At 69.8% G+C, this 15,632-nt stretch carries 16 protein-coding genes and 1 pseudogene; 12 read left to right on the top strand and 5 right to left on the bottom strand.

Annotation, left to right across the window (positions count from 1 at the left end):
* A pseudogene (locus ABT340_RS41650) lies at positions 1 to 125 on the top strand (ATP-binding protein); the annotation flags it as partial.
* 15 nt (positions 126 to 140) lie between these two features.
* On the opposite strand, the gene ABT340_RS41645 reads toward ABT340_RS41650, so the two are convergent.
* Positions 141 to 947, bottom strand: a complete 807-nt coding sequence (locus ABT340_RS41645) for an SAM-dependent methyltransferase (RefSeq protein WP_352016475.1) — start codon at positions 945 to 947, stop codon at positions 141 to 143.
* Positions 948 to 1,294: 347 nt separating this feature from the next.
* Positions 1,295 to 2,038, bottom strand: a complete 744-nt coding sequence (locus ABT340_RS41640) for a hypothetical protein (RefSeq protein WP_352016474.1) — start codon at positions 2,036 to 2,038, stop codon at positions 1,295 to 1,297.
* Positions 2,039 to 2,329: 291 nt separating this feature from the next.
* Between ABT340_RS41640 and ABT340_RS41635 the strand changes: the two genes are divergently transcribed.
* The gene (locus ABT340_RS41635) at positions 2,330 to 3,967 is read left to right on the top strand and encodes an ABC-F family ATP-binding cassette domain-containing protein (protein WP_352016473.1); all 1,638 of its coding nucleotides are present in this window, start codon (positions 2,330 to 2,332) and stop codon (positions 3,965 to 3,967) included.
* Between the two features lie 7 nt (positions 3,968 to 3,974).
* Here ABT340_RS41635 and ABT340_RS41630 read toward each other — a convergent pair whose 3' ends face one another.
* Complete coding sequence (locus tag ABT340_RS41630; protein WP_352016472.1) at positions 3,975 to 4,454, bottom strand: hypothetical protein; 480 nt, start codon at positions 4,452 to 4,454, stop codon at positions 3,975 to 3,977.
* Between the two features lie 129 nt (positions 4,455 to 4,583).
* On the opposite strand from ABT340_RS41630, the gene ppgK reads away from it, so the two are divergent.
* From ppgK to ABT340_RS41605, 5 genes are all read left to right on the top strand, one after another.
* Complete coding sequence (gene ppgK / locus ABT340_RS41625; protein WP_352016471.1) at positions 4,584 to 5,318, top strand: polyphosphate--glucose phosphotransferase; 735 nt, start codon at positions 4,584 to 4,586, stop codon at positions 5,316 to 5,318.
* Positions 5,319 to 5,434: 116 nt separating this feature from the next.
* Positions 5,435 to 5,989 (top strand): hypothetical protein, encoded by a 555-nt coding sequence (locus ABT340_RS41620; RefSeq protein WP_352016470.1) that lies wholly within the window; start codon positions 5,435 to 5,437, stop codon positions 5,987 to 5,989.
* Between the two features lie 111 nt (positions 5,990 to 6,100).
* A complete protein-coding gene (gene hrpA, locus ABT340_RS41615; protein WP_352016469.1) occupies positions 6,101 to 9,973 on the top strand; it encodes an ATP-dependent RNA helicase HrpA in 3,873 nt (1,290 codons plus the stop codon).
* 166 nt (positions 9,974 to 10,139) lie between these two features.
* Positions 10,140 to 11,297, top strand: a complete 1,158-nt coding sequence (locus ABT340_RS41610) for an RICIN domain-containing protein (RefSeq protein WP_352016468.1) — start codon at positions 10,140 to 10,142, stop codon at positions 11,295 to 11,297.
* A 100-nt stretch (positions 11,298 to 11,397) separates the two neighbouring features.
* Positions 11,398 to 12,042, top strand: a complete 645-nt coding sequence (locus tag ABT340_RS41605) for an HAD family hydrolase (protein ID WP_352016467.1) — start codon at positions 11,398 to 11,400, stop codon at positions 12,040 to 12,042.
* Positions 12,043 to 12,075: 33 nt separating this feature from the next.
* On the opposite strand, the gene ABT340_RS41600 is transcribed toward ABT340_RS41605, so the two are convergent.
* On the bottom strand, positions 12,076 to 12,387 hold the full coding sequence (locus tag ABT340_RS41600; protein ID WP_352016466.1) for a DUF5709 domain-containing protein: 312 nt from the start codon (positions 12,385 to 12,387) through the stop codon (positions 12,076 to 12,078).
* 74 nt (positions 12,388 to 12,461) lie between these two features.
* Here ABT340_RS41600 and ABT340_RS41595 point away from each other — a divergent pair, with 74 nt between their 5' ends.
* From ABT340_RS41595 to ABT340_RS41575, 5 genes are all read left to right on the top strand, one after another.
* Entirely contained in the window at positions 12,462 to 13,022 is a 561-nt protein-coding gene (locus ABT340_RS41595; RefSeq protein WP_352016465.1) for a TetR/AcrR family transcriptional regulator, read from the top strand.
* 10 nt (positions 13,023 to 13,032) lie between these two features.
* The gene (locus ABT340_RS41590) at positions 13,033 to 13,428 is read left to right on the top strand and encodes a DUF5360 family protein (RefSeq protein ID WP_352016464.1); all 396 of its coding nucleotides are present in this window, start codon (positions 13,033 to 13,035) and stop codon (positions 13,426 to 13,428) included.
* Positions 13,429 to 13,460: 32 nt separating this feature from the next.
* Positions 13,461 to 13,859, top strand: a complete 399-nt coding sequence (locus ABT340_RS41585) for an ArsR/SmtB family transcription factor (RefSeq protein WP_352016463.1) — start codon at positions 13,461 to 13,463, stop codon at positions 13,857 to 13,859.
* Positions 13,856 to 14,488, top strand: coding sequence for an SRPBCC family protein (locus tag ABT340_RS41580; protein WP_352016462.1), 633 nt, complete (start codon positions 13,856 to 13,858; stop codon positions 14,486 to 14,488). Before ABT340_RS41585 ends, ABT340_RS41580 begins: the two co-directional genes overlap by 4 nt.
* A gap of 101 nt (positions 14,489 to 14,589) precedes the next feature.
* Complete coding sequence (locus ABT340_RS41575) at positions 14,590 to 15,318, top strand: PIG-L family deacetylase (RefSeq protein ID WP_352016461.1); 729 nt, start codon at positions 14,590 to 14,592, stop codon at positions 15,316 to 15,318.
* A gap of 4 nt (positions 15,319 to 15,322) precedes the next feature.
* Here the strand turns inward: ABT340_RS41575 and ABT340_RS41570 are convergent, their stop codons facing one another.
* Positions 15,323 to 15,571, bottom strand: a complete 249-nt coding sequence (locus tag ABT340_RS41570) for a hypothetical protein (protein WP_352016460.1) — start codon at positions 15,569 to 15,571, stop codon at positions 15,323 to 15,325.
* Positions 15,572 to 15,632: the final 61 nt, after the last annotated feature.

Below are 15,632 nucleotides of genomic sequence, written 5' to 3'. Positions count from 1 at the left end.
TGGAGTTCCATCTGCGCAACGCGCGGGCCTGGGCGAACCGGGCCACGGGGGAGGATCTCGCGGCGCAGATCGACCCCGAATTCGTCTTCGGGCCCCAGGTCACGGCCGCGGGCTCCCCGGTCTGAGACGCGGGATCGGCGTCAGGGCTTGCGGCCCACGCCGCACACGATCAGCGCCTCCGACGGGTCGTCGTAGAGCGGGAAGTCGTCGGGGCGCCACTCCGGCAGCCAGACGAGTCCTGGCCTGACCAGGTCGAACCCGTCGAACAGTTGCCGGATGTCCGTCCTGGACCGCAGGGTGAGCGGTGAGCTGGCCCGCCGGTAGACCTCCGTGCCCTTCCTCGCGGCCTCCCGGCGAAGGTCGTGGGTCCCGTGGGAGAGGACCAGGTAGCTTCCCGAGGGCAGGGCGTCCCTGAGTGTGGCGATGATGCGCCGGGGGTCGTCGGCCTCGGTGATGAAGTGCATGATGGCCACCAGGAGCAGGGCCACGGGCTTGGAGAAGTCGAGGTGGTCGTGGATCTCGGGGGCGCCGAGGATCTCCTCGGGCCGCCGCAGGTCGCCGGAGACGACCGTGACCTCCCCCTTCGCCCCTCGTAGGAGGGCCCTGGCGTGTGCCAGGACGATCGGGTCGTGGTCGACGTAGGCGACACGGGCCTCCGGGATGATCTCCTGCGCGACCTCGTGGACGTTGCCCTGCGTCGGCAGCCCGGTGCCGATGTCGAGGAACTGCTCGACGCCCTCGTGGGCGAGGAACCTGACGGCTCTGCCGAGGAAGGCGCGGTTCTCCCTGGCGGCGGTGCGGACCTGGGGGACGGAGGCGAGGATCTCCTCGGCGGCGAGGCGGTCGGCGGGGAAGTTGTCCTTCCCGCCGAGGTAGTAGTCGTACAGCCTGGCGACGCTTGGAGTGTTGACGTCGATCCCGCGGTGCGTCCACTCTTCGTCGGCCACGTTCACCCTCCGCCTGGACAGTCGTGAAGATCTCTAGCCTGAGCGTAATGCCCAATGTGTAGCCATAGGCAATATTTTCAGCAGCAAGCATTACCGGACTTGCGTCCGCCGTACCTGGGGAGATGTGGGAGCGCTACCACGATGCCGCCGCAGTGCTGTCGCAGTGCCGTCGCGGCGGGGCCGCGGGGGTGTCAGGGGGCCGGCCGTACCGGCGCGTGAAAAAGGGGCGGAAGCCCGGGGAAACCCGGGCTTCCGCGCCACGCGAGCCCGCCCGAGGGGGCGGACGTCGCGCTCCTTGCCGGAGGCCGTTGCTTCACGCGAGGGCCTCGGTGAGCCGTCTCAGGGACTCAGCGGTGCCAGCCGCCGCCCCAGACGCGGACCCGGACCGAACGGCTGGAGCTGTCCTCAAGCCTGTCGGTGCCCTCGAAGACGGCGCGGTACTCGCCGCTACGGGAGGCACGGGCCTTGGTGCGGAACTGGCCACGCCAGCCGGTGTCGGCCGAGGCGACCCACTTCCAGGCGCTGGAGCCGCGCGAACGGAAGTAGATGCCGACCTCCTCGCCGCGCGCGCCCGCCCAGTAGCGGTGGTTGCGAACCTCAAGACGGCCGGTGAAGTAGACCGAGCGGCCCTTGCGGACCGAGGTGGGGCTGACGCGGAAGCTGCCGACGCGCGTCTCGGTCTTCGCGGCCTGCTCGTGCTTGACGGAGAAGTTGACCTGGTCGGTGAGCTTCTTGCCGTCCCTGTCGTAGGCGTCGGCGATGGCGAGCCAGCGGCCCTCGAAGTCGTCGCTGTCGAAGCGCGTGCTGAAGCGCCACAGGTCGCCGTCGTGGAAGAGCTTGGCCTCGGGCGCCTCCTGGGCGGCGAGGGTGTTGACGGCCGGCCTGAGGCGGAGCTCGACGCGGATCGCCTCCGTCGTGCGGACCTCGACCGTGACGTTCGTGTCGCGGTCCTCGGTGACCACGACGGGGTTGGGGTTCACGCTGTCGATGTGCACGCTGAGGGACGCGCGCTGGGCGGAGGCCGGGCTCGCGCTCAGCAGGAGGGAGCCGCCCAGGGCCGCGGACAGGAGACCGACGGTGATTCGTTTCATGAAGATTTTTTCCTTTTCCCCGTTACCGAAAACGATCAGAGGCGATCGCTTCCACCTCTATAAGACAGGCAGCTGGGTGCAAAAGTTGCTACAAATCTCAAAAAAGCCCGAAGAAAGTTGCCTTCTAGTAACGTTTGCCGGTAAACCCGCAGGTCAGGGCGGTATCGGTAAGTCTCTCCTTTCTTCGACCTCGAAGTAAATCTTGTCCGTTTTGTCCGGAATATGCTTATTTGGGTGGTTTGGTGGTAAGGGAGTGCGGAGCGACGCGAGATCACGGATAGCGTTTCCCTCATGAGCGCCACCATCGTCGCCAAGGAACTCGCCGCCGGGCACGGCGACCGTGAGCTGTTCTCCGGCCTCGACCTGGTCGTCGCCCCCGGCGACGTGGTCGGTCTGGTCGGGGTGAACGGCGCGGGCAAGTCCACGTTGATGCGGATTCTGGCCGGGGCACTGCCCCCCGAGCACGGATCGGTACGGCTCAGCCCGCCCACCGCCGTGGTCGGCTACCTTCCGCAGGAGCGCGAGCGCAGACAGGGCGAGACGATCGCGGACTTCCTGGCCAGACGCACCGGGGTCGCCCAGGCGCAGCGCGCGCTGGACGCGGCGACCCAGGGACTGGTCGAGGGACGCCCCGGAGCAGACGACGACTACGCCGTGAGCCTGGAGCGGTGGCTCACCCTCGGCGGGGCCGACCTGGAGGAGCGCGCGGAGGAGATCGTCGCCGAGGTCGGTCTCGAAGCCGGGCCCGACCGGCCGATGACGGCGCTGTCCGGCGGCCAGGCGGCCAGGGCGGGAATGGCCTCGCTGCTGCTCAGCCGCTACGACGTCTTCCTGCTGGACGAGCCGACCAACGACCTCGACCTGGACGGTCTCGAACGGCTCGAACGCTTCGTGACCGGGCTGCGCTCGGGCACGGTCCTGGTCAGCCATGACCGCGAGTTCCTCGCCAGGACCGTGAACCGGGTCGTCGAGATCGACCTGCCCCAGCGGCGGATCCGCTCCTACGGCGGCGGCTACGAGGCCTACCTCGCCGAACGCGAACTCGACAGGCAGCACGCCCGTGACGAGTACGAGGAGTACGCGAACACGCTCACCGCGCTCAGGCAGCGGGCCGGGATGCAGCGCGCCTGGATGGAGAAGGGCGTCAAGAACGCGCGGCGCAAGGCCCAGGACAACGACAAGGTCGGCCGGAACTTCCGTACCGAGGCGACCGAGAAGCAGGCGGCCAAGGCCAGGCAGACGGAGCGGATGATCGAGCGGCTCGACGAGGTCGAGGAGCCGCGCAAGGAGTGGGAACTGCGGATGCAGATCGCGGTCGCGCCCCGCGCGGGAGCGGTCGTGGCGACGCTGCGGGGCGCGGTGGCCCGGCGCGGCTCCTTCACCCTGGGGCCGGTCGACCTGCAGGTCGGCTGGGCCGAGCGGGTGGCGATCACCGGGGCCAACGGCTCGGGCAAGTCCACGCTGCTGGCCGCCCTCCTCGGGCGGATCCCGCTGGAGGAGGGCGACGCCTCGCTCGGCCCCGGCGTGGTCGTCGGCGAGATCGACCAGGCGCGTGGCCTGTTCCTGGGGGAGGAGCCCCTGGCGGAGGCCTTCGCGGCCGCGGCAGACGGGATGACCCCGGCGGACGTGCGCACGCTTCTGGCCAAGTTCGGCCTGCGCGCGGCCCACGTGCTGCGCACGGGCGCGACCCTGTCACCGGGGGAGCGCACCAGGGCCGCGCTCGCGTTGCTGCAGGCCAGAGGGGTGAACCTGCTCGTCCTCGACGAGCCGACCAACCACCTCGACCTGGCGGCGATCGAACAGCTTGAGTCCGCGCTCGCCTCCTACCCCGGCACGCTCCTGCTGGTCACCCACGACCGCCGGATGCTCGGCGCCGTGCACACCACCCGGCATCTGCACGTCGCCGGGGGACAGGTGACCGAGCGCTGAGAGCCGCTCACTTCGACAGGTAGACGACCTTCCAGGTGCCGCCGCTGACGCAGTTGAGCGAGGGCTTGGCGGCCTTGGCCTCGGAGCAGACCTTGGCCTCGATCTCGTAGACGTTCCTGCCGGTGAACGTGAAGGACTTGGGCGTGCCGTAGGAGCAGTTGCGGACGCCGTGCTGCTTGAAGGGCAGGTTCCCGCCCGAGGTCCGGTAGGTGACGCGGAAGATCACCCAGCCGCAGGAGGAGCCCCTGGTCAGGTCGTGGACCTTGCCGGAGACACGGGCCGTGGCCGCGGCCGGGATGTCCGCGTGGTCCTCACCGGAGACCGTCAGGGAGCCTGCGGCCCGGGCCCGGTGCCCGGCGGAGTCGTAGGGGCCCCACGGGGAGGAGGCCTTCTGGGAGGCGGCGCTCGCGGCGGCGGGAGCGGCGAGAAGAGCGGTGGCGGTGAGGGCGGCGGCGGCGAGACCGGCGACGGTCCTGACGATCGTCATCGGGATGATCCTTTCCTGCGGTGGTGCCCGTAGTCTGCGCCGGGTCGCTTTCAGACGGGTTGACCGCCCGCTGCAAGCGAGTATCAGGGACATGCCGGGGGCAGGAGCCCGGGACAGGAGGAGGTCGTCATGGAGACGCTGGGAATCGACATCGGTGGGTCGGGCATCAAGGGTGCCCCGGTGGACGTCGCCAGGGGCGAGCTGACCCAGGAGCGGTTGCGGATACCGACCCCGATCCCGTCCAAGCCGAAGGCGGTCGCCGAGGTGGTCGCGGAGATCGTCGCGCACTTCGGCTGGACCGGGCAGGTGGGGGTCACCTTTCCCGGGGTCGTGACCGACGGCGTCGCGCGCACCGCCGCGAACGTGGACCACGAGTGGATCGGCACGGACGCGCGGGCGCTGTTCGCCGGGATGACGGGCCTGCCGACGGTGGTGCTCAACGACGCCGACGCGGCGGGCGTGGCCGAGGTGGCGGTCGGCGCCGCCAGGGGAGAGGGCGGCGTGGTGCTGATGCTGACCTTCGGCACCGGAATCGGCAGCGCGTTGTTCGTCGACGGCCACCTGGTGCCGAACACCGAACTCGGGCATCTGGAGATCAGGGGCAAGGAGGCGGAGAAGCGGGCCTCCGACCACGCCAGGGAGGAGGACGAGCTGAGCTGGAGCAAGTGGGCGGGACGGGTCGAGGAGTACCTGCGCCACGTCGAGGCGCTGTTCTCGCCCTCGCTCATCGTGATCGGAGGCGGGGTCAGCAAGAAGGCCGACAAGTTCCTGCCGCTGGTCAAGGTGAAAACCCGCGTCGTTCCCGCGACCCTGCAGAACGAGGCGGGCATCGTGGGGGCCGCCATGGCCGCGGCTTTGCCGTAAGGCCCTTGTGTCATATGCCGGAAAGGCCGCGAAGATTTGGATCTTCCTTTGACGGACACGCCCTCTGACCTGGGTAGGTAGCGAGAGTTGGCAAGATCGCACCTGCTGGGGGAGACGTGTTGCAGTCGACTGGCGTGCTGGCTCGCTGGGCGGTGGTCGCCGGGGTGGCCGCCCTCGCTGTCGCCGGAGCGGCGGGGACGGCCGTCGCGGACGGGGTGGGCGGCGAGGAGGTACGGCTGTCGCCCTACCGATCCGGACCGGGGGCGGACCTCAGGATCACGGCGTACGACTGTCAAGGGCCCGCCTACGCCCGCTCGGACGCCTTCCAGAACGAGCCCGAGCTGGAGGAGGACGACTCGGGCGTCGCCGTCGGCTGGGCGCAGGTCGACTACGGCGCCCAGAGCGGCCCGCACACCGTCGAGGTGGACTGCCGGGGCGACGGCGGCACCCTCTACGGCGAGTTCTACGTCGTCGACGGGTACGCCCACCGCGCCGTGGGCGGCCTGGCCCTGGCCAGGGGGGCGGCACGGGCGGCCGAGGGCTGGCAGACGGTCCCCCGGCACCGCGAGCCCGGGTTCACCCCGGGCTGGGAGACGGGCGTGGCCGCGGTGCTCGTGGGCGCGGGGGCGCTGGCGCTGCTGCGGCGGCGCGGCCCGGCCGGACGGGGCTGAGGCCGTACCGCGGCGGGAGCGGGCGCGATATTGGAGTGCGGCGGGAGGCGGCCTGGGGCACGATGGGCCGTTGGCCCGTGACCCACGAGCCGAACGTATTCTGGTCGCAGTATGGGAACGCCTCCGTTGACATCTCCACTCGCCGAACTCCAGGCACGCCTGCCCGAGCTCACGCTGCGTGACCAGCGACGGCTACGGCGCAGGCTCGACGGCGCGCGCCGGGTCAGGAACCGCGCGGCGCAGCAGAAGATCGCCGCGGAGATCACCTCCGACATCGAGCGGGCGGAACGCCGGGTCGCCGACCGCCGCGCCGCGGTGCCCGTGGTCACCTACCCCGAGGCGCTTCCGGTCAGCCAGCGCAGGGACGACATCCTGGCGGCGATCCGCGACAACCAGGTCGTGATCGTGGCCGGTGAGACGGGTTCCGGCAAGACGACCCAGCTGCCGAAGATCTGCCTTGAGCTCGGCCGGGGCGTCCGGGGTCTCATCGGGCACACCCAGCCCCGCAGGATCGCCGCCAGGACCGTGGCCGAGCGCGTCGCGGAGGAGCTGGAGACGCAGCTCGGTGAGGCCGTCGGCTACAAGGTGCGCTTCACCGACCAGGTCGGCGAGGACACCCTCGTCAAGGTGATGACCGACGGCATCCTGCTGGCCGAGCTGCAGACCGACCGCGACCTCGCCCAGTACGACACGCTGATCATCGACGAGGCCCACGAGCGCAGCCTCAACATCGACTTCATCCTGGGCTATCTCAAGCAGCTGCTGCCCAGGCGCCCCGACCTCAAGGTCGTCATCACCTCCGCGACCATCGACCCCGAGCGCTTCTCCAGGCACTTCGGCGGCGCGCCCATCATCGAGGTCTCCGGACGCACCTACCCCGTCGAGGTCCGTTACCGCCCTCTCGGCGAGGACGACGACCAGATCCAGGCCATCGGCAACGCGGTGGACGAGCTGTGCGCCGAGGGCCCCGGCGACATCCTGGTCTTCCTGAGCGGAGAGCGTGAGATCCGCGACACCGCCGACGCGCTGTCCAAACGCAAGGACGCCGAGGTGCTGCCGCTGTACGCCAGACTGTCGGCGGCCGAGCAGCACCGGGTGTTCCAGCGGCACTCAGGGCGCCGGATCGTGCTGGCGACCAACGTGGCCGAGACCTCGCTGACCGTGCCGGGCATCAAGTACGTCGTCGACCCCGGCTTCGCCCGCATCTCCCGCTACAGCCACCGCACCAAGGTGCAGCGCCTGCCGATCGAGGCGATCTCCCAGGCCTCGGCCAACCAGCGCAAGGGACGTTGCGGCCGTGTCTCGGAGGGCGTGTGCATCCGGCTCTACGAGGAGGACGACTTCCTCACCAGGCCGGAGTTCACCGACCCGGAGATCCTGCGCACCAACCTCGCCTCCGTCATCCTGCAGATGACCTCCATCGGCCTGGGCGACATCGCGGCCTTCCCGTTCGTCGAGCCGCCGGACCAGCGCCAGGTCAAGGACGGCTACGACCTGCTGCTCGAACTCGGCGCCTTCGACCAGGCCAGGCAGATGACCCCGCTGGGCCGCAAGCTCGCCGGTCTGCCGGTCGATCCCCGCCTGGCACGCATGGTGATCGAGGCCGACCGCAACGGCTGTGTCCGCGAGGTCATGGTCATCGCCGCCGCGCTGTCCATCCAGGACCCCAGGGAACGGCCCGCGGACAAGCAGCAGGCGGCCGACGAGAAGCACCGCCGCTTCGCCGACAAGGAGTCGGACTTCATCTCCTACCTGAACCTGTGGAACCACCTGCAGGAACAGCAGCGGGAGCTGTCGTCGAGCGCCTTCCGGCGGTTGTGCAAGAGCGACTTCCTGAACTACCTGCGCGTGCGCGAGTGGCAGGACGTCTACAGCCAGCTCCGCCAGATGTCGAGGTCGCTCGGCGTCACGCAGAACGACGTCCCCGGCGACGAGCAGAAGATCCACATCTCGCTGCTGTCCGGCCTGCTGTCCCACGTCGGCGTCAAGGACATCGACAGGAAGACCACCAACGACGGTCCTCGCAGGCCCATCACCGAGTATGTCGGCGCGCGTAACGCCCGCTTCGCGATCTTCCCCGGCTCGGCGCTGGCCAAGAAGCAGCCGCTGTGGGTGATGTCGGCAGAGCTGGTCGAGACCTCCAGACTCTGGGCCAGGGTCAACGCCAAGATCGAGCCGGAGTGGGTCGAACCGCTCGCCCCGCACCTGATCAAGCGCACCTACTCCGAGCCGCACTGGGAGAAGAACCAGGGCGCGGTGATGGCCTACGAGAAGGTCACCCTGTACGGCGTGCCGATCGTGGTGCAGCGCAAGGTCAACTACGGCCGCATCGACCCGGAGCTGAGCCGGGAGCTGTTCATCAGGCACGCCCTGGTCGAGGGCGACTGGGAGACCCACCACGCCTTCTTCAAGGAGAACCGCAAACTCCTTGAGGAGGTCGAGGAGCTTGAGGAGCGGGCCCGGCGCCGCGACATCCTCGTGGACGACGAGACGCTGTTCGACTTCTACGACCAGCGCGTCCCCGCCGACGTCGTCTCCGGACGCCACTTCGACGTCTGGTGGAAGAAGACCAGGGGCGACCAGCCCGACCTGCTGAGCTTCGAGAAGTCGATGCTGATCAGCGAGGCGGCGGGCGAGGTCAGCCAGCGCGACTACCCCGACGTGTGGCGCCAGGGCGGCCTGCGCTTCCCGCTGACCTACCAGTTCGAGCCCGGGACCGACGCCGACGGCGTCACCGCGCACATCCCGCTCTCGCTGCTCAACCAGGTCAACGTCGAGGGCTTCGACTGGCAGATCCCCGGCCTGCGCGAGGAGCTGCTCACCGCGCTGATCCGCAGCCTGCCGAAGCACATCCGCCGCAACTTCGTGCCCGCCCCCAACTACGCCAAGCAGGTGCTCCAGCGGGCCAGGCCGACCCAGGAGCCGCTGCTGGCGGTGCTGGAGCGGGAACTGCTCAACCTGACCGGGATCCAGGTGCCCAGGGAGGCCTGGCAGCCCGACCTGGTCCCGGAGCACCTGAAGATCACCTTCCGGGTGATCGACGGCCGCAAGCACAAGCTGGCCGAGAGCAAGGACCTGGCCGAGCTGAAACGGCGGCTCGCCCCCAAGCTCCGTCAGACCCTCTCGAAGGCGGCCGACGGCCTGGAACGTTCGGGCCTGACCGCCTGGAGTGTGGGGGAGCTGCCCAAGACGTTCGAGCAGCGCAGGATGAAGGCCTACCCCGCGCTGGCCGACGAGGGCGCGACCGTGGCCGTGCGGATGTTCGAGACCGAGGTCGAGCAGCGCAGGGCCATGTGGGAGGGCACCCGCAGGCTGCTGCTGCTCAACACCCCGTCCCCGGTCAAATGGGTGCTCGGCCGTCTGGACAACCAGGCGAAGCTCGCACTCAGCCGCAGCCCGCACGCGGGCGCCGTCGCGCTGTTCGACGACTGCGTCGCCTGCGCCGTCGACGAGCTGATGACGAGGTCCGGCGGGCCCGTCTGGGACGGCCCCGCCTTCACCGCCCTGCACGACAAGGTCCGCGCCGAGCTGTTCGACACCACGGCCGAGGTGGTCGACCGGGTCAGGGACATCCTGTCCGTCTGGCACACGGTCGTCACCCTGCTGCCCCAGGGAGCCTCGACTCCGGCCGTGGAGGACATCCGCGACCAGGTGGACGACCTCGTCCACGACGGGTTCGTCACCGAGACCGGCTACCGGCGCCTGCCCGACCTGCTGCGTTATCTCAGGGGGGCCCAGCGCCGCCTGGAGAAGATGCCGGACGACCGTTTCCGCGACGAGGAGCGCATGCACCGGGTCCACGACATCGAGGACGAGTACCACGAGCTGGTGGAGAAGCTTCCCCCCGCCCGCCGTACCGGTGACGACGTCCGGCAGATCCGGTGGATGATTCAGGAGCTGAGGGTCAGCTACTTCGCCCAGACCCTCGGCACGCCGTACTCGATCTCCGACAAGCGCATCCGCAAGGCGATGGAGAAGCTGTGAGCAGCTGATTGATCTTCTTTGTTTCGTGGTGCATTCATGATCGCTTCATGAGTCGTACTCGCTTTGCGCTCTACATTGCTCCCCGAAAGGCCGGATTGTCTGGCTATTTTTCCTGAGGAGCATTGTGAAACCGATTGTGCGTAAGGTCTTAGCGATCATGCTTGTCATGTCGGCGGCCGTGGTCTCCGCCGTCGTGGTCTCCGCCACGCCCGCCCTGGCGGACCGCCCGCCGGCGCGGATCGCCGAGGACTGCGCCAACGCGAGACCCGCGATGCAGGGCGACTACCTGTACTGGGTGCCCGACTGCCGGGTCGATGTGATCTCCGGCACGGAGACGTACGCCGCTCCCAAGGTCGTGGGCCAGGTGGCTCTCGCCTGCAACTCCAGCGGGGGAAGTACGACCGTCAACGCCTCAAGCACCACCTCGACCTCTTTCTCCTTCGGCCTCGACATCGGCGGCAAGCGCAAGTTCGGTGACCTTGAGGGGCAGGTCGGCGCCAAGCTCGGCTGGACCTGGAGCTGGTCCCAGAGCCGGGGCTGGGCCGTCAGCGTGCGCATCCCCGGCTGGTCCGTCGGCTGGATCGAGAGCAGGGACGCGGTGCGCAAGCTGGTCGTGAACATCAAGGCCGACTACGACGACGGCCGTGGCTTCGCCGAGAAGGCCAAGGACCAGGTCATCTACGCCCCGAACCCGAACAAGGACAACCTCTGGGTGCTGCGCAGCAGGCCGCTGACCGACTGGGAGATCAAGAACCGTTGCGGCAACGGCCTCGCCGCCGGCACCGGGCTCAAGGTCACCTCCGTTCCCACCTCCGAGGCCCCGGTCGCCGCCGAGGTCTCGGCGCAGGCGGCCACCTACGGCCCCGACTTCCGCTTCTGGACCAAGAGCCAGGGCCGGCTGCTCAGCACCTACAGCTTCAAGTGCATGACCGTGCACAACGGCGCCTCCGCCGACGGGACCAGGATCGTGCAGAACGATTGCAAGCCCGACCGGCCCAAGGAGCAGCTCTGGGAGACCGTGAAGCGCCCCGACGGCCCGGTCCCCTACGTCATGTACAAGAACTCCAAGACCAAGAAGTGCCTCGACGTCAGCGGGAACGAGCAGGCGGACGGGCTGCCCCTGGAGCTGTACACCTGTGTGCCCACGGCACCGGTGCAGAGCTGGCTGACCGAGTCCGTCACGGCCGGGATGCCGCCCTTCTACGAGGGCCAGCCCGCCTTCTTCCTCAGGAACAAGAAGACCGCCAAGTGCGGGTCCCTGGACTTCTACAACGGCCTGGAGGTCGAGGGCAGCCGGCTGATGCAGTACCCCTGCCACCGCTGACCGGCGAGTCCTGATCCGGGGCGGGCGTACGGCGGGCGGGGCGCCGGGGCCCGTTCCCGGGACGGAAAGTAGGATCGGGGCCGATCGAAGGGGGAGGGCCGTGGTCAAGGCGGTGGTGTTCGACGTGGGGGAGACCCTCATCGACGAGACGCGGATCTGGTCGCGCTGGGCCGACCGGCTGGGCGTCACCCGCTTCACCATGCTCGGCGTGCTGGGCGGGATGGCCGCGCTCGGCAGGTCCTTCGAGGACGCCTTCCAGCTCCTGAGGCCCGGCTTCGACCTTGAGAAGGAGCAGGAGGCCTGGCGGCGGGACGACCCGGACGGGCTGCGGGTCAACTTCGACGCCGACGACCTCTACCCGGACGTACGGCCCGGCCTGGCCGCGTTGCGCGACCTCGGCTACGAGCTGGTCGTCGCGGGCAACCAGCCGCCGCAGGCCTACGACGCGCTGGTCGCGATGGACCTTCCGGTCGACTCCATCCACACCTCCGACGGCTGGGGGGTGGCCAAGCCGGAGCCGGCGTTCTTCGCCAGGGTGGGGGAGGTCTGCGGCCGTGAGCCGGAGGAGATCCTCTACGTGGGCGACCGGCTCGACAACGACGTCCTGCCCGCCCGTACGGCGGGCATGCGCACGGCGCTGATCCGCCGGGGTCCGTGGGGCCACCTGCACGCGCTGAGCCCCGAGGCGGTCCTGGCCGACCACGTGGTCGACGGCTTCCCCGAGCTGGTCGAAGCCCTCTCCTGAGTCCGGGCTCCTTTTCCCCGGGTCTGGGCCGGGTCAGTCCGGCTCGATGTGGATCGCGCGTTCCTCGGCCGACAGGTCGCCGCTGTCGGGGCCGACGTCGGTCGCGTACTCCTCCGAGGTCTCGTCGGGACCGATCCCCTCGTCCGGCGCCACGAGGCGGTCCTCCGGGCGCGGGACGTGCTGACGGTCGGGCGCCTCACGCCAGAGCCGCTCGTCGAGGGTGTCGCGGTGCTCGGGGTCGTCCGGGGCGATCTCGTGCTCGAAGCCGAGGTCGTCGGTCCACTCCTCGACCTCGTTGGCCTGCTCGTCGCTCAGACCTTCACGGTCCGGAGGCATCTCACTCATACTCCCGCCCTACCCGTTTTGTGAGGCGAAACCCCGCCCTGGAAACTGTACCGGTCGGCCGGTACAGTTCGGGCATGCCACGACCGAGTTCGAAGGAACGGCTGCTCGACGCCGCAGCCGAGGTGTTGCTCACCGAGGGGGCCGAGTCGCTGACCCTGGAGGCCGTCGCACGCCGCGCCGGGGTCTCCAAGGGCGGGCTGTTCTACCACTTCCCCACCAAACAGGCCCTGGTCGCCGGGATGGTCGAGCGCCTGGTCGGCGCCTTCGACGCGGCGCTGGCCGGCGCGGGAGAACGCCCCGGCGACGCCCTGCGCGCCTACGTCACCGCGACGATCCCCGAGGCTCCGGAGCCCGCCGGGGGCCTGCCCGCCGACCGGGTCACCGCCGCCCTGCTCGCCGGGGTGCTCGTCGATCCGGCGGGCCTGGCGCCGCTGCGCGAGCGCTACGCGGCCTGGCAGCGCAGGCTCGTCGAGGACGGGGTCGATCCCGCCGTCGCCACCCTCGTGCGCCTGGCCGTCGACGGCTGGTGGGCGGCCCGGCTGCTCGGCCTGGCCGTACCCGAGGCGGGGCTGCACGAGCGGGTCCGCGGACACCTCATGGAGATGATCGACAGGGTGGTCGACAGTGGCCGGTAAGGGTTTCGCCGTGACCAAGAGGCTGATGTTGCTCACCGACGTGGGCTTCCTGGTCTACTTCTCGGTCACGGGTCTGGGGCTCGTCCCGGCCGCCTGGGCCTTCGCCGACTACACCGAGCCGCTGATGGTCTCCTGGAACTGGTCGTTCCTCTGGATCGACTTACTCGCGAGCGCGACCGGCCTGCTCAGCCTCCACCTGCTGCGCCGGGGGGCGCCCGAGGCGGAACGGCTGATGCTCGTCTCCCTGGTCCTGACCTCGGCCTCGGGGCTCATGGCCGTCGCCTTCTGGACGCTGCGCGGGGACTTCTCCCTCGCCTGGTGGATCCCCAACCTCTATCTGCTGCTGTTCCCGATGCCCGCGATCGTCCGTCTCGTCAGGCCGACCGGTCGTATATATCGAAGTTGACTTATATAAGCGACTGTCGATATTTTTTTCTCGTGCACGCGTTCGATGTGCTGGGCGATCCGGTGCGCCGCAGGATCCTGGAGCTGCTCGCCGACGGCGAGATGACCTCGGGTGCGGTGTGCGCGGTCATCCAGCGGGAGTTCGAGATCTCACAGCCCGCCGTCTCCCAGCACCTCAGGGTGCTGCGGGACAGCGGCTTCGCGGACGTGCGTCCCGAGGGGACCCGCCGCTTCTACACCGTGCGGCACGAACCCCTGCGGGACCTGGACGCCTGGCTCGGCCGTTTCCGCGCCTTCTGGGCTCCGCGCCTGGACGCCCTGGCCACCGAGCTGGCCCGGGGCAGGCGCGAGCGGCGCCTGGCCGGACAGGAGCCTCCCGCGAACCCGGCGGAGCCGGAGTCCCCGGCTCCCGACGACAGGAGCAGTTCATGATCGAGACGACCCACCAGATCAACGCCGTACGGCGTCGCGTCGGCACCCGGGTGCTCGACGAGGGCGAGGCCCGGGTCACCGTCATCAGCCAGACCTACGACGCCTCCGTCGAGGACGTCTGGGACGCCTGCACCAACCCCGAGCGCATCCCCCGGTGGTTCATGCCCGTCTCGGGCGACCTGCGGCTGAAGGGCCGCTACCAGCTCGAAGGCAACGCGGGCGGCGTGATCGAGACGTGTGACCCGCCCAACGGCTTCACCGCGACCTGGGAGTTCGGCGGGGGGATGAGCTGGATCGAGGTCAGTCTCGACGCCGAGTCCGACGGCCGGACGCGCTTCACCCTGGAGCACATCGCGCACGTCGACGACGAGCGCTGGGCCGAGTTCGGTCCCGGGGCGGTCGGTGTCGGCTGGGACCTGGCGTTCGTCGGCCTGGCCCTGCACCTGTCGTCCGGGCAGGCCGTCGACCCGGGGGAGGGTGTGGCGTGGACGCTCTCCGAGGAGGGCAGGCGGTTCATCGAGCTCAGCAGCCAGGGGTGGCGCGAGGCGAGCGTCGCGGCGGGCACCGACGAGGCCGAGGCGCGGGCGGCCGAGAGCCGTACCACCGCCTTCTACGCGCCCCCGCAGTGAAATATCCGTTATAACCCTCTGGTCCGAAAGCTCCCGTTACGATGAGCGGCTACTGATCGTTCACAGTGGGGGGATACACGGTGGGGCTCAGGTTGTTGTGCGTGCACGCGCATCCGGACGACGAGGCGATCTGGACCGGGGGGACCCTGGCGAGATACGCCGACGAGGGCGCCACGACCGCCGTCGTCACGTGCACCGGGGCGGACGCGCCCCAGAGGGTCGAGGAGCTCGAACGCTCCCTGGAGATCCTCGGTGCGGGAAAGCCGAGGCTGCTGGGCTACACGGGCCTGGCGAACGGCACCCCGCGCTTCCGCCAGGCGCCGTTCGACGAGGCCGTGGGGCGGGTCGTCGAGCACATCAGGGAGTTCAGGCCCGACATCGTGATCACCTACGACGGATACGGCGCCTACGGTCACCCCGAGCACGTCCACGCGCACCGGGTGACCGTGGCCGCGGTCGAGGCGGCGGGGTACGACCAGCTCTACCGGGACGCGGGTACGCCGTGGCGGCCCCGCGCCCTCTACCTGGCGACCCTCCCGCGCTCCGTCGTGATCGCGCAGTGGCAGGCGGTGTTCGGCACGCCCCCCGAACCGGGCCAGACGTTGCCGGGCGTTCCCGACGAGGAGATCACCACCCGCCTCGACGTCGGGCCGTGGGCCGAACGCAAGCTGGCGGCCATGCGCGCGCACGACTCCGAGGTCAAGCGGGGCGGGTCGCTGACCATGCTCCTGTCCCTGCCCGACGACATGCTGGCGCTCGGCCTGAACAACGAGTGGTACCGCCGCCTGTCCTACGACGGCCCCCAGGAGAGCGCCCTGTCGGCGGACTGACGGCTCAGGTCAGCCAGACGAGGTCGGGGCCCAGGCGCCTGGCGGCGCTGTCGGCGCTTCGCCACCTGCCGTAACCCTGCACGACGCCGACGGTGGCCGCCGTACCGCACGGCAGTTGGAGACCGTAGGCGATCACCTCGGTCGCTCCTTCGTCGATCTCCTGGACCAGTGCGAACGCGCGTACTCCGAAACCGACGTCCCCGGCGGGGGAGTGGGGGACAATCGAGGGGTCGGAACCAGTGGAGTGCTCCATCACGGAGCGCTTCCTTTCGACGTCGGAGGCCGGGACGGGCTGCCCTTCAAGCAGAGCCCGT

The sequence above is a fragment of the Streptosporangium sp. NPDC000239 genome (assembly GCF_040300765.1).
GTDB lineage: Bacteria > Actinomycetota > Actinomycetes > Streptosporangiales > Streptosporangiaceae > Streptosporangium.
Note: the sequence above shows the minus strand (reverse complement) of the source record. Positions and strands in the feature narration are given on the sequence as shown.

What these genes read in the sequence shown, in the direction of transcription:
- ABT340_RS41610 (WP_352016468.1), top strand. Translation starts at nt 10,140, where the DNA reads ATGTCGGCGGCCGTGGTCTCCGCCGTCGTGGTCTCCGCCACGCCCGCC.
- ABT340_RS41640 (WP_352016474.1), bottom strand. Translation starts at nt 2,038, where the DNA reads ATGAAACGAATCACCGTCGGTCTCCTGTCCGCGGCCCTGGGCGGCTCC.
- ABT340_RS41595 (WP_352016465.1), top strand. Translation starts at nt 12,462, where the DNA reads ATGCCACGACCGAGTTCGAAGGAACGGCTGCTCGACGCCGCAGCCGAG.
- ABT340_RS41600 (WP_352016466.1), bottom strand. Translation starts at nt 12,387, where the DNA reads ATGAGTGAGATGCCTCCGGACCGTGAAGGTCTGAGCGACGAGCAGGCC.
- hrpA (WP_352016469.1), top strand. Translation starts at nt 6,101, where the DNA reads ATGGGAACGCCTCCGTTGACATCTCCACTCGCCGAACTCCAGGCACGC.
- ABT340_RS41630 (WP_352016472.1), bottom strand. Translation starts at nt 4,454, where the DNA reads ATGACGATCGTCAGGACCGTCGCCGGTCTCGCCGCCGCCGCCCTCACC.
- ABT340_RS41570 (WP_352016460.1), bottom strand. Translation starts at nt 15,571, where the DNA reads ATGGAGCACTCCACTGGTTCCGACCCCTCGATTGTCCCCCACTCCCCC.
- ABT340_RS41580 (WP_352016462.1), top strand. Translation starts at nt 13,856, where the DNA reads ATGATCGAGACGACCCACCAGATCAACGCCGTACGGCGTCGCGTCGGC.
- ppgK (WP_352016471.1), top strand. Translation starts at nt 4,584, where the DNA reads ATGGAGACGCTGGGAATCGACATCGGTGGGTCGGGCATCAAGGGTGCC.
- ABT340_RS41635 (WP_352016473.1), top strand. Translation starts at nt 2,330, where the DNA reads ATGAGCGCCACCATCGTCGCCAAGGAACTCGCCGCCGGGCACGGCGAC.